Raw genomic sequence first — 20907 nt, forward strand, 5'->3', positions numbered from 1 at the left:
AACGCCACCATGTCAACCGTTGTGTGGGCGACCGCATATGCGATAGGCACCAAAAGCAGCCCGAGTACGCAGAAGAATTCAGGAGACTTCGATGACCTCAGCGACCATTCCCGGATTGGACACCGCACCCACGAAGCATCAGGGGCTGCTGTCGTGGGTACGGGAGGTCGCCGAGCTGACGCAGCCCGAGCGCGTGGTGTTCACCGACGGGTCCGCCGAAGAGTTCGATCGGCTCGCCGGTCAGCTGGTCGAGGCGGGCACCTTCACGAAGCTGAACGAGAAGAAGCACCCGAATTCCTACCTGGCGTTGTCCGACCCGTCCGACGTGGCACGGGTGGAGTCGCGGACCTTCATCTGCTCCGAGCGCGAGATCGACGCCGGCCCCACCAACAACTGGATGGAACCGGCCGAGATGCGGGCCCTGATGACCGACCTGTACCGCGGCTGCATGCGCGGCCGCACCATGTACGTGGTGCCGTTCTGCATGGGCCCGCTCGGCGCGGAGGACCCCAAGCTGGGCGTGGAGATCACCGACTCCGAGTACGTCGTCGTGTCCATGCGCACGATGACCCGGATGGGCAAGGCGGCCCTGGAAAAGATCGGCGACGACGGGTTCTTCGTCAAGGCGCTGCACTCGGTGGGTGCGCCGCTGGAGCCCGGCCAGCAGGACGTGCCGTGGCCCTGCAATGACACCAAGTACATCACCCACTTCCCGGAGACCCGCGAGATCTGGAGCTACGGCTCCGGCTACGGCGGCAACGCGCTGCTGGGTAAGAAGTGCTACTCGCTGCGCATCGCGTCGGCGATGGCCCACGACGAGGGCTGGCTGGCCGAGCACATGCTGATCCTCAAGCTGATCTCCCCGGAGAACAAGGCGTACTACTTCGCCGCGGCCTTCCCGTCGGCGTGCGGCAAGACCAACCTCGCGATGCTGCAGCCCACCATCCCGGGCTGGCGCGCCGAGACCCTGGGCGACGACATCGCCTGGATGCGGTTCGGCAAGGACGGCCGGCTGTACGCGGTCAACCCCGAGTTCGGTTTCTTCGGGGTGGCGCCGGGCACCAACTGGAAGTCCAACCCCAACGCCATGCGCACCATCGCCGCGGGCAACACCGTCTTCACCAACGTCGCGCTCACCGACGACGATGAGGTGTGGTGGGAAGGCCTGGAGGGCGAGCCGGATCACCTGATCGACTGGAAGGGCAACGACTGGTACATCCGCGAGACGGAAACCAAAGCCGCCCACCCGAACTCGCGCTACTGCACGCCGATGTCGCAATGCCCCATCCTCGCGCCGGAGTGGGACGACCCGCAGGGCGTGCCGATCTCGGGCATTCTGTTCGGCGCTCGTCGCAAGACCACGGTGCCACTGGTGACGCAGGCCCGCGACTGGCAGCACGGCGTGTTCATGGGCGCCACCATGGGCAGCGAGCAGACCGCCGCCGCCGAAGGCAAGGTCGGCACGGTGCGCCGCGACCCGATGGCCATGCTGCCGTTCCTCGGCTACCACGTCGGTGACTACTTCCAGCACTGGCTCGACCTCGGCAAGAACTCCGACGAGTCCAAGATGCCGAAGGTGTTCTTCGTCAACTGGTTCCGCCGCGGCGACCAGGGCGAGTTCCTGTGGCCGGGCTTCGGCGAGAACAGCCGCGTGCTGAAGTGGATCGTCGACCGCATCGAACACCAGGCCGGCGGCCAGGACACCGCGATCGGCATCGTGCCGACCGCCGCGGACCTGGACCTGGACGGCCTCGACGTCGAGCCCGAAGACGTCGCCAAGGCGCTCGCGGTCAACACCGACGAGTGGCGCCAGGAGCTTCCGCTGATCGAAGAGTGGTTCGAGTTTGTCGGCGACAAGCTGCCCACCGGCGTCAAGGACGAGTTCGAGGCGCTCAAGCAGCGCCTGGCCGACGCCGACTAGGCGCCGATCGGGTCGATCGGACCGTCGGCCATGACCACTTGACACCCGTCAAGTTTTTCGGCGGTACAGTCTGCCCATGCAGATTCGCGAGCACCTCGGCGCCGGCAAGCCCGCCGTCATTCTTCACCCGTCCGGGACGGTCATCACCTTCGACGAGCTGGAGGCGCGGGCCAACCGGCTGGCGCACTTTTTCCGGCGAGCCGGCCTCGTCGAGGGCGACGCCGTCGCGATCCTGATGGAGAACAACGAACACATGCACGCGGTCATGTGGGCGGCGCGGCGCAGCGGTCTCTACTACGTCCCGATCAATACCCACCTGACCGCCGCCGAGGCCGCCTACATCGTCGACAACAGCGCCGCCAAGGCGATCATCGGCTCGGCGGCGCTGCGGAAGACGTGCGAGAACCTGGCCGAGCATTTGCCGGCCGGCCTGCCCGGGTTGCTGCTGATCGCGGATGACGATCTCGAGGGCTGGCAGCGTTACCCCGAATGCGTTGCGGGCGAGCCGGACACCCCGATCGACGACGAACGCGAAGGCGACCTGCTGCAGTATTCGTCGGGCACCACCGGCCGGCCCAAGGGCATCAAACGCGAACTGCCACACGTGCCGCCGTCCGAGGCGCCCGGCATGATGTCGGCCCTGGTCAGCTTCTGGATGAACCCGGATTCGATCTATCTGAGCCCGGCGCCGCTCTATCACACCGCGCCGTCGGTGTGGTCGATGAGCGCGCAGGCGGGCGGGGTCACCACCGTGGTGCTGGAGAAATTCGATCCCGACGGCTGCCTCGACGCCATTCAGCGGCACCGTGTCACGCACGGGCAGTTCGTCCCGGCGATGTTCACCCGGATGCTGAAACTGCCCGAGGCGGTGCGTAATTCGTACGACCTGTCCAGCCTGCAGCGGGTGATGCACGCGGCGGCGCCGTGCCCGGTGGAGATCAAGAAGCAGATGATGGACTGGTGGGGGCCGATCATCGACGAGTACTACGCCTCCTCCGAGGCGATCGGGTCGACGCTGATCAGCGCCGAGGAATGGCTGGCGCATCCGGGCTCGGTCGGCAAGCCGATGGCGTGCGAGATCCACATTCTGGACGAGAACGGCAACGAGCTGCCGCCGGGCCATCCGGGCGAGATCTACTTCGCGGGCGGCTACAGCTTCGAATATCTCAACGACGACGCGAAAACCGCTGCGTCCCGGGACAAGCGCGGGTGGACGACGGTCGGCGACATCGGTTACGTCGACGACGAGGGCTATCTCTACCTCACCGATCGGCGCCACCACATGATCATCTCGGGCGGGGTGAACATCTACCCGCAGGAAACCGAGAATCTTTTAGTCACCCACCCGAAGGTGTTGGACGCGGCGGTGTTCGGCGTTCCCGACGACGAGATGGGGCAACGGGTGTTGGCGGCCGTGCAGACCGTCGACCCGGCGGACGCCACGGAGGAATTCGCCGACGAACTGCTGGCATGGTTGCGAGATCGCCTGGCGCACTACAAGTGTCCGCGCTCGATCGCGTTCGAGGCGCAGCTGCCGCGCACCGACACCGGCAAGCTCTACAAGAACGGGCTGATCGAGAAATACTCGGTGTGACCCATGCTCCGGGTGCTGGACCTGTCGAGCCCCCCGGATGCCGGCCCCGAACCCGGCACCGCGGCCCCGCCGGGGGTGATCCTGGCGCATGGCGCGGTCGCCGACCTCGCCCGCCGCGAATCATGGCTTCAGGCTGCGACTTTCACGCTGACCGAAGACCGCTGCGACGATCGCCGGGTAGTCACCGTCGACTCGGTGCCTGCCGCGCTGGGCGAGCTGACCGCGCGCTGCCAGCACTGGCCGCAGGCCAGCAATGTCTGTGACGACGTGTTGCGCGGGGTCGACCCGGGTGGGCCCGCGCTGTCGGCGGTGGTTACCGAGTCGCTTGCCTATTCGACCCTGCAGGCGGGTCCCGAGTTCGCGCGCTGGCTGCACGCACGCGGTCCGGCCGAGCTGCCCGACATCGCCGAGCCGGTGCGGACCCGCCGCGACGGCGACACGCTGCGCATCGCGTTCAACCGCCCGCAACGCCACAACGCCTTTTCCACCGACGCCCGGGCCGCGCTGCTGGAGGCGCTGACCGTCGCGCAACTCGATCCGTCGGTGACCGGGATCGTGTTGAGCGGCAACGGACCGTCGTTCTGCAGCGGTGGTGACCTCGCCGAATTCGGTACCTTCGCCGACCCGGCGAGCGCGCACCTGGCCCGCACCCGGCACAGCCCTGCCCTGGCACTCGATGCGCTGACCGCCCGGCTCGGCCGCGCCTGCAGGGCGGAGGTGCACGGCCGCGTGCTGGGCAGCGGGCTGGAGATGGCGGCGTTCTGTGGATGGGTGACCGCGCACGAGGATTCGGTGTTCGGGCTACCCGAACTTCAGCTGGGGCTGATCCCCGGCGCCGGCGGGACGCTCAGCGTCACCCGCCGGATCGGCCGGTGGCGCACCGCCTATCTCGTGCTGTCCGGCCGCACCATCGACGCCGGCACCGCGCTGGCCTGGGGTTTGGTCGACGCTATTGACGCCTAAAGCGTTGTCAGAAGCCCGAATACGTGGTGGTCGTGGTCGACGGCAGGTTCGAGACGGCGATCACGCCGATGGCGACGTACAGGATCACCATGATCACGGCGAACACCGCACCGACCACGGCGCCGATGATGGCCCACTTCTTGGCGTTGTTGGCCGCCTCCTGCGCCTCGGCGTACCGGCCCTGGGCCCATAGCCCGGACACCTTGGTGGAGTACACGATCGACACGATTCCGATCGGCAGGCAGCACAGCACGGTGCACAGGATGGCCCAGACGAGGTAGTTCTCCGGCTCAGGCTGGCCCTGCCAGCCCGGCTGCGGTGGCTGCCAACCCGGTTGCTGGGCCGGCCAACCCGGCTGCTGGCCCTGCCAAGGCGGCGGCTGTCCCTGCCATTCCGGCTGCTGGCCCTGCCATTCCGGGGAGCCTTCGCCGTAGGGCCCTGGGGGATAACTCATGGCAGCCGACTTTCTTTCGTTGCAGTAACTTTTAATTCCGTGCAGCTTTGCTGAGAAGTCAGGCAAGAATACAGCACGCCCCGACGTCAAGCCCGCACATTCGGGCGCGGGGCTCAGATGCCGCCCCGCGCCACCAACTGCCCGGCGATCACGTTGCGCTGAATCTCGTTGGTGCCCTCGCCGACGATCATCAGGGGCGCGTCGCGGAAGTAGCGTTCCACGTCGTATTCGCACGAGTAACCGTAGCCACCGTGAATCCGGACGGCGTTCAGGGCGATCTCCATTGCCACTTCGGAGGCGAACAGCTTGGCCATCCCGGCTTCCATGTCGCAGCGCTCGCCGCTGTCGTAGCGCTCGGCGGCGTAGCGGGTGAGCTGACGGGCGGCCGTCAGTTTCGTCGCCATGTCGGCCAGGTAATTGCCCACCGACTGATGCTTCCAGATGGGCCGGCCGAAGCTCTCCCGTTGCTGCGCATAGGCCAGCGCGTCCTCGAGCGCCGCGGTGCCGACACCCAGCGCCCGGGCGGCCACCTGGATGCGGCCCGTCTCGAGTCCCTTCATCATCTGCGAAAAGCCTTCGCCCATCTGGCCGCCCAGCACCGCCGACTCGGGTGCCACGAAGTTGTCGAAGGAGAGCTCGCACGACTCGACGCCCTTGTAGCCCAGCTTGGGCAGGTCCCGCGACACAGTGAGGCCGGGCCCGTGCTGGACGAGCACGATCGAGATGCCGCGGTGGCGGGGCGTGGCATTCGGATCGGTCTTGCACAGCAGCGCGATCAGTCCGGACCGCCGCGCATTGCTGATCCAGGTCTTGGAGCCGTTGATCCGCAGGCCGCCAGGGGCGCCGTCCGCGCCGTCGAAAGGCAGGGCGGTCGTCGTCATGTTCTGCAAGTCCGACCCGCCGCCCGGTTCCGTCAACGCCATCGTGGCCCGCAGCTCGCCGGACGCCATCGCCGGCAGGTAGGCCCGCTTTTGTTCCTCGGTCCCGAACAGGACCAGCAGCTTGGCCACCACGGTGTGCCCGCCCATCGCCCCGGCCAGGCTCATCCAGCCGCGGGCCAGCTCTTCGGTGACCCTTACGTAACAGGGCATGGACACCGGCGATCCGCCGTATTCCTCCGGAATAGCCAGGCCGTAAATGCCGATCCGCTTCATCTGCTCGATCCACGCCTCGGGATAGGTGTTGGCGTGCTCGACCTCGCGGACGGTCGGCTTGACGTCGCGGTCGATGAACGCCCGCACCGTGGCCACCAGCATGTCCTCTTCGTCATTCACCTGCTGTCGCCCTCCAGCGTTGATGGTGACGACCCGCTTCGCACGGCTTCGCCGCGCTCGCGATCGCCACGAGGTTGTTCGGTGGCGACCCGCTTCGCCCGGCTTCGCCGCGCTCGCGATCGCCACGAGGTTGACCCTCGATTCCACACCCTGCCAGCATGTGGCGTTGTGACTAGTGACGGGTATGCCCGGATCCGCCCCGGCGGGCCGTACTTCGACGACCTCTCGGTCGGCCAGGTCTTCGACTGGGCGCCCGCGGTCACGCTGTCCTCGGGGCTGGCCGCGGCCCACCAGGCGATCGTGGGTGACCGGCTGCGCTTGGCGTGCGATGCCGTGCTGTGCACCGCCGTGACCGGCGTGCCGGGACCGCTGGCGCACCCGGCGCTGGTGTGTGACGTCGCGATCGGCCAGTCGACACTGGCCACCCAGCGCGTCAAGGCCAACCTGTTCTACCGCGGCCTTACGTTTCACCGGTTCCCCGTCATCGGCGACACCATCTACACCCGCACCGAAGTGGTTGGGCTACGGGCCAATTCGCCGAAGCCTGGCCGGGCGCCGACGGGGCTGGCGGCGCTTCGGATGATCACGATCGACCAGGCCGATCGACTGGTCCTCGACTTCTACCGGTGCGCGATGCTGCCGGCCGGCCCGGACTCGAATCCCCCTGCTGCGCCCGGCGACGACCTGTCCGGAATCGGCGCCGGCGCGCCCGGCCCGGCCACCGACCCCGTCGCACACTGGGACGGCGAGGTGTTCCGAACCAAGGTGCCCGGTCCGCACTTTCACTCAAGCCTGGCCGGCGCGGTGCTGTGCAGCACGGCTGACGTGGTGAGCAGCGCGCCCGAGCTGGCCCGGCTCACTTTGAACATCGCTGCCACCCACCATGATTCGCGGGTTAGTGGGCGCCGACTGGTCTACGGCGGCCATACCATCGGGCTGGCGCTCGCGCAGGCGAGCAGGCTACTGCCCAACCTCGCGACGGTGCTGGGCTGGCAGTCCTGCGATCACACCGGGCCCGTCCACGAGGGCGACACCCTCTACAGCGAGTTGCACGTCGAGTCCGCCGAGCCGACCGACCACGGGGGCGTCCTGGGGCTGCGGTCACTGGTTTACGCCATCAGCGACGTCGCGGGTGAACCCGACCGCGCTGTGCTGGACTGGCGATTCAGCGCGCTGCAGTTCTAGGCGCGCACCACGAGCACAATGGGGAACGTGAGCTCGGCTACGTCGATGTGGGGGAGCAGCGGGCTGGCCTATCTGACCGGCCTGCCGGATGGGCCGCCCGACTTCTCCCGCGCGAACGTGCTGACCCACGCCCGGCGGGTGGCCGCGGCCGTGGCCGAGCGCTGGGGCATCACCGTCGATGTCGCGGGCCTGCTGGCCGGGCGGGCCGCCTTGCTGGGCCTGACCCGCGGCGGCCGGGTGTCCGCCGGTGGCGCCACCCGGTTGTTGGGCGCCGCCGACGGCTGGTGTGCGATCACGCTGTCGCGCCCGGACGACGTCGCCGCCGTTCCCGCGCTGGTGCAGACCGATGAGGCTGCCTGCGACCCCTGGCCGACGTTGCGGCGCTGGGCGGCAACGCAACCCCTTTGCGCGATCGTGGAGCGCGCAACGCTGCTCGACATCCCCGCGGCGGGTCTGGGCGAAGCCGCGGCCGCCCCGCCGCGAACACGGCCACGGGGCGGCCGCGGACCGGCGCGCGACATCACGGGGCTGCTGGTCGCCGACCTGTCCTCGATGTGGGCGGGCCCGCTGTGCGGACAGCTGCTGGCCAGTGCCGGGGCGACCGTCGTGAAGGTCGAGCGCCCGGACCGCCCGGACGGTACCCGCGGCGGCAACCGGGCGTTCTTCGACTGGGTGAACGGTCAAAAGCTTTCGTACTGTGTCGATTTCGACGGGCAGGCCGACGAGTTGCGCGAGTTGCTCACCGCCGCCGACGTGGTCATCGAGGGCTCGCGCCCCGCGGCGCTGGCGCGGCGCCGGCTCGGGCCGGACGATGTTCAGCCGGGTCGAGGCCGAATCTGGTTGCGCATCAACGGATATGACGACGCCAGGCCGGCGTTCGGCGATGACGCGGCGGTGGGTGGCGGCCTCGTCGGCGTCGCCGCCGACGGACCGGTGTTCTGCGGTGACGCCATCGCCGATCCGCTGACGGGGCTGGAGGCCATGCGGGCGGTCGCCGAATCACTGGGCCGCGGTGGCGGCGAGCTCATCGAGGTCTCCATGGCCGCCGTCGCCGCCGGTTACGCGGCGCTGCCGACCCAAGCGTCGCTCTCGGACCTGCTCGCCCCGCCCCCGCCGGTTCCGCCGCCGGGCCGCCCGGCGGCGCGGCTGGGCGCCGACAACGCGGCGGTGCGCACAATGGTGGCCGAACGAGGCTGCCCGCCATGCTGATTCGGCGCGCCACGCTGCTGGACGGGACGACCACCGACGTCCGGGTCGGCGAGCAGATCGACGAAATCGGCGATGGCCTGGTCGCCGAGCGCGGCGAGGGCGTGCTCTACGCCGGTGGCGGGGTCGTGCTGCCCGGCCTCCACGACCACCACGTGCACCTGCGATCGGCGGCCTCCGCGCTGGATTCGTTCTTCGTCGGGCCGCCCGGGGTCAGCACCAAAGCCGAACTGACACAGCTGCTGTCGAATGCGACGCCGGGCCCCGACGGGTGGATTCGCGCCGTCGGTTACCACGAGTCGGTGGCCGGCGACCTGAACCGGACCGCCCTCGACGCGATGGTTCGCAGCGTCCCGGTGCGCATCCAGCACCGCAGTGGGGCGCTATGGATCCTCAACTCCGAGGCGCTGGGCCGGGTCGGGCTGGCCGAACATCCCGACGGGCGCCTGCGCAGCGCGGACCACGGCTGGTCGGACCTGCTGACGCGGCGCGAAAGCGACCTCGCGGAACTGAGCCGGCGAATCACCGCGACCGGCGTCACCGGCGTCACCGACGCCACCCCGGACCTCGACGCCGAGGACATGGTGTCGCTGATGGTGGCCCACCGGCGCGGGGAGTTCCGGCCACGGCCGAGTTTCCTGTGTCCGGGCAAGAAGATCCTGCACGACGACCGCCTCGACCTGGACGGGCTGACGGACTGGATCGCCGGTCAGCACGACGCGGGCCGGCCGGTCGCCGTGCACTGCGTGACCGCGGCCCAACTAGTGGTCACCATCGCGGCCCTGCGGGCGGCCGGCAGCCATCCGAGGGATCGCATCGAGCACGCGGCCGTCGTGCCCGACGACAACCTGGCCGACCTCGCCGACCTGGGGGTCACGGTGGTGACGCAGCCCAACTTCGTCGCCGAGCGCGGCGATCACTACCTCGCCGACGTCCCCGCCGCCGAGCATCCTCAGCTGTGGCGGGTCGCCTCTCTCGTGGAGGCGACGGTGCCGGTGGCGCTGTCCACCGACATGCCCTTCGGTCACGGCGACCCCTGGACGGCGATGCGCGCCGCGGTCTACCGCACCACCCTCAGCGGCACCGTCCTCAACGCCAACGAATGTGTCTCTGCCCGAGAGGCTTTGACGATGTTCCTGGGGGAGCCGGAGCGACCGGGACGGGCGCGAACCGTCGCGGTCGGACAGCCGGCCGACCTCTGTGTGCTGAGCGAGCCGCCGGCGACGGCGTTGGCCGAGCTGGACGCCGGCATGGTGGCGGCCACCATCATCGGCGGCGAACTCGTTTACTTCGCGATGTGACCGGCGATCACGGCGCGGCGGCGAGCGCGGAACGCAGAATGCCGCACTGGCTGTCGAAAAACCGCTGCGACACTTGCGCTTTGGGCACGGCCAGGTCGAAGCCGTGGAAGGCGCCCGGAACGGTCTCGACGTGGCACGGCACCCCGGCGGCCGTCAGGCGCTCGGCGTAGGCCAGGTCCTCGTCGTGGAACAAGTCGTGCGTGCCCACCCCGATCCAGGCCGGCGGCAGCCCGCCCAGGTCATCGCGGCGCCCCGGCACGGCCACCTGAGGGTCGGCGTCGCCGAGGTACGCCGCCCAACCGAACTCGTTGCTGCGGTTGTCCCAGAGCCGATAGTGGGACTTGCGGGCGGTGGCCGAGCTGCGGTCGTCGAGCATGGGATAGCTCAGCAGCTGAAATGCCGGGCTCACCTCGGCGCGGTCGCGGGCCAGCAGGGCCAGGGCTGCGGCCAGGCCGCCACCGGCGCTCGCGCCGCCGATGGCCACCCGGTAGCGGTCCACGGAAGGCAAGCCGGCCAGCCACGTCAACGCCGAATAGCAGTCTTCCAACGGGGCGGGATACGGATGTTCGGGCGCCAGGCGGTATTCCACCGACGCGACGGTGGCGCCGAGTCGCCGGCTGAACGCTCTGCAGAGCCGGTCGTCCTGCTCGGCGGTGCCGATCACGTAACCGCCGCCGTGGATCCACAGCAGCGCCGGGGTCGGCTCGACCACGCCGACCGGCCGGAACAGCCGGACGCCGGCCCCAGAACCGAGCGTGATCACCTCGACGTCGCGGGCGGGCTTACCAAGTCGCCCGCGCAAGGCCGTCGCCGCCCGCATGAGCCGCAGGGTCCGGGGGCCGACGAGTCGGCGCGGGGTGAAACGGGCGATCCGCTGCAGGTCAGGGTGAACGTCGGTGTTCGGCACCGCATCAGTATCACCGACGCGGAACGCTCGAGTGGCCTGGTATCAGTGGGATGCGGTGATCCAGATTTCGGGAGGCAACGTGCCAGGAAATGCTTCGCGGTTCGTCGACACCGTGCTCGGCAAGGCCTGTGTGCAGGTCAGCCGCGGGGGGCCGGCCTTCAGCGAAGCGATCGCGGATGAACCATTCCGCGCCCGGGTGCGTTCCCCAGGGCGGTGGATTAGCCGAAGAAATATCGGGGTATCGGTGGAATGCTGGCGAGGGCGGTACGCGCCAGCGTTTCGTCGTCGCAACGTCCCTCACCGGGACCGAGCGTGGACCGCCCGGCCGGGCAGGACGCGAGGGACGTGAATGCTGGGGCATCTCTACGATCGGGCGCTCGGCGGCGAGCGATGTTGGATTCGCCATGACGACGGCGAGCTGCGACCGCTGCCGGCCCACCGCTGGCTGGGCGTGCGATGTCCCGATGACGTGTGTCCCGGTGATGGTTCTGGTGACGCCTTCGACGAAGTCTTCGACGAAGCCGTCACGCAGATGTGCACCGGGCCGACCATCGAATTGGGATGCGGGCCCGGCCGGTTGGTGGCCCGGCTGATTCAGCGGGGGATACCGGCCCTGGGCATCGATCGCTCGGTGGCCGCGATCCGGTTGGCGGGCCGCGGCGGCGCGCCCGTCCTGCTGGGCGACGTGTTCGACCCGCTGCCCGCGATGGGTCTGTGGCAGACGGTATTGCTGGTCGACGGCAACGTCGGCCTCGGCGGCGACCCGCGCCGCATCCTGGGCCGGGCCGCCGAGCTGCTGGCCCGCGGTGGGCACTGCGTGGCCGAGTTCGACGCCGAGAACATCGGCATCCGTTCGCGCTGGGTCCGGCTGGAGTCCGCACGCGAGATCGGGCCCTGGTTTCGGTGGGCGTCGGTCGGCGCGGACAGCGCCGCCGCGCTCGCCGCGCAGGTCGGTCTGACGCTGACCGGTGTCCGCCTGATCGGCGGGCGGGTCATCGCCTGCCTGGCGGCGATGTGAGCGTGTCGCAACAGGCCTCGGACCACCCCGATAGCAAACGCCACGGCGGCCGATAGCAGCCCGTATTTGCGCAGGGCAATCGCACGCCAGGTGTCTTTCAGATCTCGGATGTCGCGTCGACGCAAACGTCAGTTTCGGACCCGGGGCCGGGGGTACGCTGCCCTAACACGACGGCAAGGAGGCCGAGTATGACATCGTGCGCGAAAAAGTTGCTGCGGGCGCGTCCGGGCGACTACGCGCTGGCCTTGAGCGCCGCGGGTGCTTCGCTGCCGGTGGTCGGCAAGCACCTCGAACCGCTCGGTGGCCTCGCCGCGATGGGCATCTGGGGCGCACGGCACGCCCCGGACTTCTTCTCCGGCATGACCAAGCCTCGGCAGCCGTCGGACAGCGAGGAGATTCGCCGCCGGGATCGGGAGAGCACTCGGGACGTGTCCCTGGCGGCCCTGCGGGGGATCGTGTCGGCCGCCGACCTCGAGCTGGAATGGCCCGCGGCGCTACGAACCCCGCCGATTTGGGACGCGATGCGTCAGCGCCGCTACCTCCACCGTCGCGCGGTCCACTACGGGGACCACCCCGCGCAAGTGCTCGACGTCTGGCGCCGCAAGGACCTGCCCGCCCAGCCCGCGCCGGTGCTGATCTTCGTCCCGGGCGGCGCCTGGGTGCACGGCAGGTGCATGGGACAGGGCTCCGCGCTGATGTCCCGGCTGGCCGAGCAGGGTTGGGTCTGCCTGGCGATCGACTACCGCGTCGCCCCGCATCACCGGTGGCCGCGGCACATCATCGACGTCAAGACGGCCATCGCGTGGGCGCGCGCCAACGTCGACAAGTTCGGCGGCGACCGCGATTTCGTCGCGGTGGCGGGTTGTTCGGCCGGCGGGCACCTGTCCGCACTGGCCGGCCTCACCCCCGATGACCCGGGTTACCACGCAAAGCTGCCCGAAGGCGCCAACACCTCGGTGGACGCCGTGGTCGGCATCTACGGTCGCTATGACTGGGAGGACCGCTCGACTCCCGAGCGGGACCGGTTCGTCGACTTCCTGGAGCGGGTCGTGGTCAAACGCAGGATCGACCGTCACCCCGAGGTGTTCCGCGACGCGTCGCCGATGGCGAGGGTGCACCGAAATGCCCCGCCGTTCTTGGTGATTCACGGCAGCAAGGACAGCGTCATCCCCGTCGAACAGGCGCGCAGCTTCGTCGAACGGATGCGGGCGGTCTCGCATTCGATGGTCGGCTACCTGGAGTTGCCCGGGGCGGGCCACGGGTACGACCTCATCGACGGGGAGCGGGCGGGAGCGGCGGCGCACGCGACTTCGCTGTTCCTCAACCAGGTTTATCGCACCAAGACAAACGCGGCCAAAGAGGTTATCTGAACTGCCGCTGCTGAGTATGGTCCCTTTATGGGTAAGGGGCAGCGGTGAAACGGCTGAGCGGGTGGGACGCGGTTCTGCTTTACAGCGAAACGCCGAACGTGCACATGCACACCATCAAAGCCGCTGTGATCGAACTCGATTCAGATCGGCTTGACTTCGGCGTCGAGGCGTTTCGCGAAGTCATCCGCGGCCGGCTGGGCAAGCTCGAGCCATTCTGCTACCAGTTGGTCGAGATTCCCTTCCAGCTTCACCACCCGATGTGGCGGGAGCACTGCGAGGTCGACCTCGACTACCACATTCGCCCGATGCGGTTGCCCGCGCCCGGCGGCCGGCGCGAGCTGGACGACGCCATCGGGCGCATCGCCAGCACTGCGTTGGACCGCAGCCGCCCCCTCTGGGAGATGTACTTCATCGAAGGGCTGGCGAACAACCGGATCGCCGTGGTCGGCAAGATCCACCACGCGCTCGCCGACGGCGTCGCCTCGGCCAACCTGATGGCCCGCGGCATGGACCTGCAGCCCGGGCCGGAGGGCGGCCCGTACATGTCCGACCCGGCGCCCACCGCCCGGCAGCTGATGGGTTCGGCGTTCGCGGATCACCTGCGGCACGTCGGGCGAATCCCCGCGACGGTCCGCTACACCGCGCAGGGGCTGGGCCGGGTCCGGCGCAGCTCACGCAAGTTGTCACCGGAGTTGAGCCGGCCGTTCGAACCGCCACCGACTTTCATGAACCACAAGATCACCGCGGAGCGCCGGTTCGCCACCGCCACCCTGGCGCTGGCCGACGTCAAGGAGACCGGCAAGCGGCTCGGGGCGACGATCAATGACATGGTCCTGGCCATGGCCACCGGTGCCCTGCGCACCTTGTTGCTGCGCTACGACGGCACGGCCGTGCCCCTGCTGGCGTCGGTGCCGATGAGTTTCGACTTCTCGCCCGAGCGGATCTCCGGCAATCGCTTCACCGGCGTGCTGGTGGGCCTGCCGACCGACTCCGACGATCCGCTGGAGCGGGTGCGGTGCACCCACGAGAACGCCATCGCCGCCAAGGAAAGCAACCAGCTGATGGGTCCCGAGCTGGTCAGCCGCTGGGCGGCCTACATGCCGCCCGCGCCGACCCAGGCTTTCTTCCGGTGGGCGTCCGGCCGCGACGGGCACAACAAGATCCTCAACCTGAACATCTCCAACGTGCCCGGCCCACGCGAACGCGGGCGGGTCGGCGGGGCGCTGGTCACCGAGATCTATTCGGTGGGCCCGCTGACCGCCGGTAGCGGCCTCAACATCACCGTGTGGAGCTACGTCGACCAGCTCAACATCTCGGTGCTGTCCGACGGTGCGACGCTCAAGGACCCGCACGAGGTGACCGAGGCCATGGTCGCGGACTTCATCGAAATACGAAGGGCCGCAGGGCTTTCCGAGGAACTCACCGTCGTCGAAGCCGCGATGGCGCCCGCCTGAGGACTGTCCCGGAAACGGGACTCTCGGCTGGTGCCAATGCCGTTTCCGCCGACCGTTACCATCGGTCGGATAAGCAGCCATCCCTACCCTTAAGGAGCTGTGCGGCACGTGAGCACCGTGAGCGAAGAACCCAGCGAACCCGAGGTCCTGGTCGAACAGCGGGATCGGATCCTGATCATCACGATCAACCGGCCGAAGGCCAAGAACGCTGTCAACGCCGCGGTGGCCAACGGCCTGGCCGAGGCCGTCGACCGGCTCGACGGCGACCCGGGTCTTTCGGTGGGCATCCTTACCGGCGCCGGCGGATCGTTCTGCGCGGGCATGGACCTCAAGGCCTTCGCGCGCGGCGAACTCCCCATCGTTCAGGGGCGCGGCATGGGCTTCACCGAACGCCCACCCATCAAACCGCTGATCGCGGCGGTCGAGGGCTACGCCCTGGCCGGCGGCACCGAGTTGGCGCTGGCCACCGACCTGATCGTCGCGTCCAGGGATTCGGCCTTCGGCATCCCCGAGGTCAAGCGCGGGCTGGTCGCAGGTGGCGGCGGTCTGCTGCGCCTGCCGCAGCGCATCCCGTCCGCCATCGCCATGGAGCTTGCGCTCACCGGCGACAACCTGCCGGCCGAGCGCGCCCACAAGCTGGGGCTGGTCAACGTGCTGGCCGAGCCGGGCAAGGCGCTCGACGAGGCCATCGCGCTGGCCGAGAAGATCGCCGCCAACGGGCCGCTCGCGGTGGCCGCCACCAAGCGGATCATCGTCGAGTCGCGCGGCTGGAGCCCCGAGAACATGTTCGCCGAGCAGAACACGATCCTGGGTCCGGTGTTCGCGTCCAACGACGCCAAAGAGGGCGCCATCGCGTTCGCCGAGAAGCGCCCACCGCGCTGGACGGGCAGCTGACGTCGGCCGGACGGGTTACACTGTGACTAAGTTTTGTAAAGGCGTGGGGATCCAGGAAGACCGAGGATGAGCATTTCTTTGCTTCTGGAGATGGCCGCGTCGAGCAATCCCGATCGGACCGCGGTGGTCTCCGGCGACACTCGGCTGACGACGCAGCAGCTCAGCGATCTCGCCGACGGCGGCGCCGGGGTGATCGCTGGGTCGAATGCCCGGCACGTCGCCTACGTGGGCACCGGCGGCGCGATGCTGCCGGTGCTGATCTTCGCCGCCGCGCGCGCCGGGTTGCCGTTCACGCCGATCAATTACCGGCTCTCCGCCGACGGCATCCAGGCGCTCATCGAGCGCCTGCCCGAGCCCGTGGTGATCGTCGACAGCCGCTACCGGGACATGGTCGGCGACGCCGCGGCGCGGCTGATGACCACCGACGAATTCCTGGCGGCCGCCCGCGACAACGAGCCGGCCGCGGAGTTCCCCGACCCGGACTCGGTCGCGATCGTGCTGTTCACCTCGGGCACCACGTCGCAGCCCAAGGCCGTCGAACTGTCGCACAACAACCTGACCAGCTACGTGACCGGCACGGTTGAATTCGAGTCGGCCGCCGAGAGCGACGCCGCACTGATCTGCGTGCCGCCGTATCACATCGCGGGGGTGGGCGCCGCGCTGTCGAACCTGTATGCCGGGCGCAAGATGGTCTATCTGCCGAATTTCGATGCGCAGGAATGGGTTCGGCTGATCAACGCCGAGAACGTGACCACCGCGACCGTGGTGCCCACCATGCTGGATCGCATCGTTGCCGCGCTGGAGGCCGAGGGCCACGAGCTGCCGTCGCTGCGCAACCTGGCCTACGGCGGGTCCAAGGTGGGGCTGCCGCTCGTCCGCCGGGCCCTCGAACTTCTGCCGGGCGTCGGCTTCGTCAACGCCTACGGCCTGACCGAGACGAGCTCGACCATCGCCGTACTCACCCCGGACGACCACCGGGCCGCGCAGGCCGCGGAGGCACCGGAGGTCGCCAGGCGGCTGGCGTCGGTCGGTCAGCCGGTGCCCGGCATCGAGATCGAGATTCGCGACGAGGACGGCAACGTGCTGGGGCCGGGCGAGACCGGCGAGCTGTTCGTCCGCGGCGAGCAGGTCTCCGGACGCTACACCGGGATCGGTTCGGTGCTCGACGAAAACGGCTGGTTCCCAACCAAAGACATCGCCATGCTCGACGAGGACGGCTACCTGTTCATCGGCGGCCGCAGCGACGACACCATCATCCGCGGTGGTGAGAACATCGCGCCCGCCGAGCTCGAAGAGGTGTTGGTGGAGCACCCGCACGTGCGGGACGTCGTCGTGGTCGGTGTCGAGGATCCGCAGTGGGGCCAGGCGATCGTCGCGGTGGTGGTGCCCCGCCCCGGTGCGGAACCGGATCCCGAGGAATTGCGCGAGCATGTCCGGAAAAGCTTGCGCGGGTCGCGAACCCCGGACCGGGTAGTGTTTCGCGACGAGCTGCCCACGACCCCCACCGGCAAGGTACTTCGCCGGGAGATCATCGAGATGCTAGAAGGGCTGAAGGCATGATCAAGAACGGAACCCGCTTGGCCAGCCAGGTGTGTGACACACAGGTGATCGTCGTCAGGAGTGCCGACAGCCTCGACGACTTGCGTTGTGGCGGTGCGCCTATGGTGCCGATTGGCGGCGAGCGTTCGGGCGAATTGGACCCGGCCTTTGCCGACGGCACCGTGATGGGCAAGCGCTACGTCGACGAGACCGGTGCCGAGGTGCTGGTGACCAAGCCGGGCGCCGGGAGCCTAAGCGTCGGAGCGACCGCGCTGCAGCTGAAAGAGGTCAAGCCGCTTCCGGCCAGCGACTGAGGAGTTACTCCCCGATATTATTGCGAAGCACGAATTCCCTTGCCTTGATCAGGAATTCGAGCTGGTCGCCAACCTGACGCAACGGGTCGATGCTGCCGGTCGACCGGGACAGCACGATGGCGCCCTCGAGCGCGGCGATCGACATCACCGCCAGCGAGGCGGCGCACGGCTCGTCGAAGCCGTCGTGGGTGAAGGCCCGGGTCAGCGACGCGCACCAGCGGCCCAGGATGGCGCCGGCCTCGGCGGAAAGCCGGGCATCGTCGTCGTCCGAGCCGATCGCCGCGGCCACCACCGGGCAGCCGGCGGTGAAGCCGCCCTCGGTCAACAGACGCTCCCAGAATTCGACGAACCTGCCCAGCAGCACCCGGGCGCCCTGCTCGGCGGCGTCGTCGATCATCGCGGTGATGGAATCACCGGAATACCGCAGCGCCTCGATCAGAATCTGATTGCGGCCGTCGGGGAAGTGGTAGTAGACCGATCCGCGCGGCGCGCCGCTGCGGGCGAGCACCGCATCGATGGTCACTCCCGCGGCGCCTCGTTCACGCATCACCTCGGCGGCGCTGGCCAGCATTTTTCTGCGCGTGCCGCCGCGCTTCGTCGGGGTGAGCTCCTGCACTGTTTCGCTCGTGGTCGCCACTCTCGTGCCTCCCGTGGCTAACGTCATGCAGCGTGTGAATGCCGCAGTACCGGCCAATGCATGCTGCGTGGGCTGAAGCGGAAATTCCGGCGCTTGAGGTCGGGCATCTCGCGGGTGAATTGATAGCCGCCGATGTTCAGCTCGATGATCCACATGATTCTCTCCCGGCCTGAGTGCAGCCCATGATTATGCTTAGAAGCATATAAGACAGCGGTTTAGTAAGCAAATCTATTCCCTATGTAAGCGCCGAACCACGGGAAATGTCGCCACGCGCCATCGTAAATCGTGTTTGACGTGGGCGTAACAATCAGGTTTCTATGCTATTTTGCATAATTCTGGGGCTGTGGCCCCGGCGCCGGCACCTTCACCGCCACCTTCACCCAGGGCCTGAAACGCCGAACGTGCACCCACCGCGAGGTCGTTTCTCATTCGTCGCGGTGCGTGCACGCTCGCTGCGTACCGGGCGGTCAGCCCTCGATCGTGTGGCCCATCGGCATGAGCACGCTCTTCTGCTGGGTGAAGTGCTCCACACCTTCGGGGCCGTTCTCGCGGCCGATGCCGGAGTTCTTGTAACCCCCGAACGGACAGCAGGGGTCGAACGCATACCAGTTGATCGCGTAGGTGCCGGTACGGATCTTCTCCGAAACCGCGATGCCACGCTCCACGTCGGTGGTCCACACGCTGCCGGCCAGGCCGTACACCGAGTCGTTGGCGATCTTGATCGCGTCCTCCTCGGTGTCGTAGGGAATGATGCTCAGCACGGGCCCGAAGATCTCCTCCTGGGCGATCGTCATCTTGTTGTCGACGTCGGCGAACACCGTGGGCTGCACGAAGAAGCCGCTGTCCAGGCCCTCGGGGCGGCCGCCGCCGCACACCAGCCGCGCGCCCTCCTCGATGCCCTTGGCGATGTAGCCCTCGACCCGCGCGCGCTGCTTCTCCGAGATCAGCGAACCGATCTGGGCGGCCGGGTCCGACGGCAGGCCCACCGGCAGCGCCTGCACGAAAGCGCTTACCGCATCCACGATTTCGTCGTAGCGCGAGCGCGGGGCCAGGATCCGGGTCTGGGCCACGCAGGCCTGCCCGGTGTTCATGATCCCGGAGAACACCAGCATGGGGACCGCGGCCGCCAGGTCGACGTCCTCGAGGACGATGGCCGCAGACTTGCCGCCGAGCTCCAGCGTGCACGGCTTGAGCATGTCCGCGGCGCGCCGGCCGATCTCCTTGCCGACGGCCGAGCTGCCGGTGAATGAGAAGAGGTCGACTCCCGGGTTGGAGGTCAGCGCCTGGCCGGTCTCGATCCCGCCGGGCACCACCGACAGCACCCCCTCGGGCAGCCCCGCCTCGGCGAAGGCCTCCGCCAAAGCGTTTGCGCTCAGCGGCGTTTCGGCGGCCGGCTTGAGCACCACGGTGCAGCCGGCCAGCAGCGCCGGGCCCAGCTTGTTGACCGCCAGGAACAGCGGCACGTTCCACGCGACGATCGCGCCCACCACGCCGATGGGCTCGCGGTAGACGATGCTCTGCCCGTAGCCGCCGGTGCGGACCTCTTTCCACTTGACCTGGTCGGCGGCGGGGCCGGCGAAGAAGTTCAGCGCCCCGATGGAGCTCATCCAGTGCATCGTTTCGACACCCATCGGCGGCTGGCCGGTCTCGGCCGCCAGCAGCTGGGTGAACAGGTCCTTGCGCTCCTCCATCAACTTGAGCGCGTTGGCGATCACGGCCGCGCGCTCCTTGGGCGGCGTCGTGGGCCAGGGTCCGTTGTCGAAGGCGGCGCGGGCAGCGGCCACCGCGGCGTCGACGTCGGCGGGCGCCGCCATCGGCACCTTGCCGACATACTCGCCGGTGGCCGGGCAGCGCACCTCGATCACCTCGTCGGTCGACGGCTCAGTCCACTTACCGCCGATGAAAAGCTTGTCGTATTCCGTCGTTTGGCTCTCGGGCATCTGCGCCGCTCCTCCTCATTGCTTCGCGCCGCATCGTCGCCGGCGCGCATGGCGCCACCCTACCCAAGCGGACGCAAAACGAGAACATGTTTCATTATCGGGGCCGCAGCACCAGCACCAGATTGCTGACCGCGAACTCCCGGAGCAGCGGCACCGAGGTCATCCACCACGCCCATCGGGGGTGGTAGCGGGGGAATGCGGCCACCGCGGCCCCGGTGCTGGCCGCCCACTGCAGGCCGTCGGCCGCCGACACCGCGAACAACGACGACCCGTAGTTGTTTTTCGCCGGATGCCCGTGTTTGCGGGCGTAGCGGGCGGCGGCCCGGGCGCCCCCGAGGTAATGGGTCAGGCCCATCTCGTGCCCCCCGAACGGGCCCAGCCAGACGGTGTAGGAGAGCACGGCCAGCCCTCCCGGCTTGGTCACCCGCAGCATCTCGGCGCCCAGCTGCCACGGCCGCGGCACGTGTTCGGCGACGTTGGACGACAGGCAGATGTCCACCGAGTCGTCGGCGAACGGGAGCGCCATGCCCGAGGCGCGGACGAAGTTCCCGTCCCCGCCTGCGGGCAGGGGTCCCGCCGCGTGCATCTCGCTTGGGTCGGGTTCGACGCCGACGTAGCGGATCCCGGCGTCGGCGAACGCGGCCGAGAAATAGCCGGGACCGCCACCGACGTCGAGCAGGGTGCGGCCGGCGGGGGTCTCGCCGGTCGCGGCCAGCCACAGGTCGCCCACCATCGCCGCGGTATCGGCCGCCAGCGCGCCATAGAACCGGGCCGGCTCCGACTGTTCGAAGCGGAATTCGGACAGCAGCCGCAGCGCGCGGGCCAGGGTCGCCCGCCGCGCGAAGACGTCGGTCACGGCCACCGGCCAACCCTACGCAGCATGGGTGCATCGAGCGGTCCAGGTCAGTGCGGCGAGTGACCGAATAGCCGCCGCCC

Annotated in this window: 19 protein-coding genes; 12 read left to right on the top strand and 7 right to left on the bottom strand. The window is 68.9% G+C overall.

The genetic code is table 11. The annotated features are described in order from the left end of the window. The first annotated feature begins 91 nt into the window (after positions 1 to 91). The 3 genes from A5750_RS16725 (at position 92) to A5750_RS16735 (ending at position 4478) form a co-directional block, all read left to right on the top strand. Positions 92 to 1921, top strand: a complete 1830-nt coding sequence (locus A5750_RS16725; protein ID WP_066947108.1) for a phosphoenolpyruvate carboxykinase (GTP) — start codon at positions 92 to 94, stop codon at positions 1919 to 1921. Positions 1922 to 1997: 76 nt separating this feature from the next. Then, entirely contained in the window at positions 1998 to 3515 is a 1518-nt protein-coding gene (fadD4, locus tag A5750_RS16730) for a fatty-acid--CoA ligase FadD4 (RefSeq protein ID WP_066947112.1), read from the top strand. Positions 3516 to 3518: 3 nt separating this feature from the next. Continuing rightward, on the top strand, positions 3519 to 4478 hold the full coding sequence (locus A5750_RS16735) for an enoyl-CoA hydratase/isomerase family protein (RefSeq protein WP_066947115.1): 960 nt from the start codon (positions 3519 to 3521) through the stop codon (positions 4476 to 4478). 7 nt (positions 4479 to 4485) lie between these two features. Here the strand turns inward: A5750_RS16735 and A5750_RS16740 are convergent, their stop codons facing one another. Beyond that, positions 4486 to 4932: a CD225/dispanin family protein gene (locus A5750_RS16740; protein WP_066947122.1), complete on the bottom strand. Its 447-nt coding sequence runs from the start codon at positions 4930 to 4932 to the stop codon at positions 4486 to 4488. A gap of 113 nt (positions 4933 to 5045) precedes the next feature. Continuing rightward, positions 5046 to 6206 (bottom strand): acyl-CoA dehydrogenase family protein, encoded by a 1161-nt coding sequence (locus tag A5750_RS16745; protein ID WP_066947124.1) that lies wholly within the window; start codon positions 6204 to 6206, stop codon positions 5046 to 5048. A 168-nt stretch (positions 6207 to 6374) separates the two neighbouring features. Here A5750_RS16745 and A5750_RS16750 point away from each other — a divergent pair, with 168 nt between their 5' ends. From A5750_RS16750 to A5750_RS16760, 3 genes are read left to right on the top strand one after another with little or no spacing between them, the layout of a single operon-like run. Beyond that, positions 6375 to 7391, top strand: coding sequence for a MaoC family dehydratase (locus A5750_RS16750; protein WP_067264322.1), 1017 nt, complete (start codon positions 6375 to 6377; stop codon positions 7389 to 7391). A gap of 18 nt (positions 7392 to 7409) precedes the next feature. Further along, on the top strand, positions 7410 to 8600 hold the full coding sequence (locus tag A5750_RS16755; RefSeq protein WP_066947130.1) for a CoA transferase: 1191 nt from the start codon (positions 7410 to 7412) through the stop codon (positions 8598 to 8600). Then, positions 8594 to 9898, top strand: a complete 1305-nt coding sequence (locus tag A5750_RS16760; RefSeq protein ID WP_066947147.1) for an amidohydrolase family protein — start codon at positions 8594 to 8596, stop codon at positions 9896 to 9898. The genes A5750_RS16755 and A5750_RS16760 overlap by 7 nt, the downstream gene beginning before the upstream one ends. Positions 9899 to 9905: 7 nt before the next feature. On the opposite strand, the gene A5750_RS16765 is transcribed toward A5750_RS16760, so the two are convergent. Beyond that, positions 9906 to 10805, bottom strand: coding sequence for an alpha/beta hydrolase (locus A5750_RS16765; protein ID WP_066947152.1), 900 nt, complete (start codon positions 10803 to 10805; stop codon positions 9906 to 9908). 349 nt (positions 10806 to 11154) lie between these two features. Between A5750_RS16765 and A5750_RS16770 the strand changes: the two genes are divergently transcribed. The 6 genes from A5750_RS16770 (at position 11155) to A5750_RS16795 (ending at position 17394) form a co-directional block, all read left to right on the top strand. After that, entirely contained in the window at positions 11155 to 11823 is a 669-nt protein-coding gene (locus tag A5750_RS16770) for an SAM-dependent methyltransferase (protein WP_066947155.1), read from the top strand. A 188-nt stretch (positions 11824 to 12011) separates the two neighbouring features. Beyond that, positions 12012 to 13193, top strand: coding sequence for an alpha/beta hydrolase (locus tag A5750_RS16775; RefSeq protein WP_066947158.1), 1182 nt, complete (start codon positions 12012 to 12014; stop codon positions 13191 to 13193). A 44-nt stretch (positions 13194 to 13237) separates the two neighbouring features. After that, positions 13238 to 14647, top strand: coding sequence for a wax ester/triacylglycerol synthase family O-acyltransferase (locus A5750_RS16780; protein ID WP_066947162.1), 1410 nt, complete (start codon positions 13238 to 13240; stop codon positions 14645 to 14647). A gap of 117 nt (positions 14648 to 14764) precedes the next feature. Further along, positions 14765 to 15541 (top strand): crotonase/enoyl-CoA hydratase family protein, encoded by a 777-nt coding sequence (locus A5750_RS16785; RefSeq protein WP_066947648.1) that lies wholly within the window; start codon positions 14765 to 14767, stop codon positions 15539 to 15541. 66 nt (positions 15542 to 15607) lie between these two features. Further along, positions 15608 to 17101 carry a class I adenylate-forming enzyme family protein gene (locus A5750_RS16790; protein ID WP_066947166.1) on the top strand — a complete coding sequence of 498 codons (1494 nt, stop codon included), beginning with the start codon at positions 15608 to 15610 and terminating at the stop codon, positions 17099 to 17101. Further along, positions 17098 to 17394, top strand: a complete 297-nt coding sequence (locus A5750_RS16795; protein ID WP_066947170.1) for a hypothetical protein — start codon at positions 17098 to 17100, stop codon at positions 17392 to 17394. The genes A5750_RS16790 and A5750_RS16795 overlap by 4 nt, the downstream gene beginning before the upstream one ends. Positions 17395 to 17398: 4 nt before the next feature. On the opposite strand, the gene A5750_RS16800 is transcribed toward A5750_RS16795, so the two are convergent. The 4 genes from A5750_RS16800 to A5750_RS16810 all read right to left on the bottom strand — a co-directional run bounded on the left by A5750_RS16800 (position 17399) and on the right by A5750_RS16810 (position 20833). After that, positions 17399 to 17965 carry a TetR/AcrR family transcriptional regulator gene (locus A5750_RS16800; protein WP_066947651.1) on the bottom strand — a complete coding sequence of 189 codons (567 nt, stop codon included), beginning with the start codon at positions 17963 to 17965 and terminating at the stop codon, positions 17399 to 17401. An 89-nt stretch (positions 17966 to 18054) separates the two neighbouring features. Then, the gene (locus A5750_RS26520) at positions 18055 to 18186 is read right to left on the bottom strand and encodes a hypothetical protein (RefSeq protein ID WP_255360740.1); all 132 of its coding nucleotides are present in this window, start codon (positions 18184 to 18186) and stop codon (positions 18055 to 18057) included. 312 nt (positions 18187 to 18498) lie between these two features. Continuing rightward, a complete protein-coding gene (locus A5750_RS16805; protein ID WP_066947175.1) occupies positions 18499 to 19971 on the bottom strand; it encodes an aldehyde dehydrogenase in 1473 nt (490 codons plus the stop codon). Between the two features lie 94 nt (positions 19972 to 20065). Beyond that, positions 20066 to 20833 carry a class I SAM-dependent methyltransferase gene (locus tag A5750_RS16810; protein ID WP_066947181.1) on the bottom strand — a complete coding sequence of 256 codons (768 nt, stop codon included), beginning with the start codon at positions 20831 to 20833 and terminating at the stop codon, positions 20066 to 20068. Between the last annotated feature and the right edge of the window lie 74 nt (positions 20834 to 20907).

Source organism: Mycobacterium sp. 852002-51613_SCH5001154, from assembly GCF_001667425.1.
Classification (GTDB): Bacteria; Actinomycetota; Actinomycetes; order Mycobacteriales; family Mycobacteriaceae; genus Mycobacterium.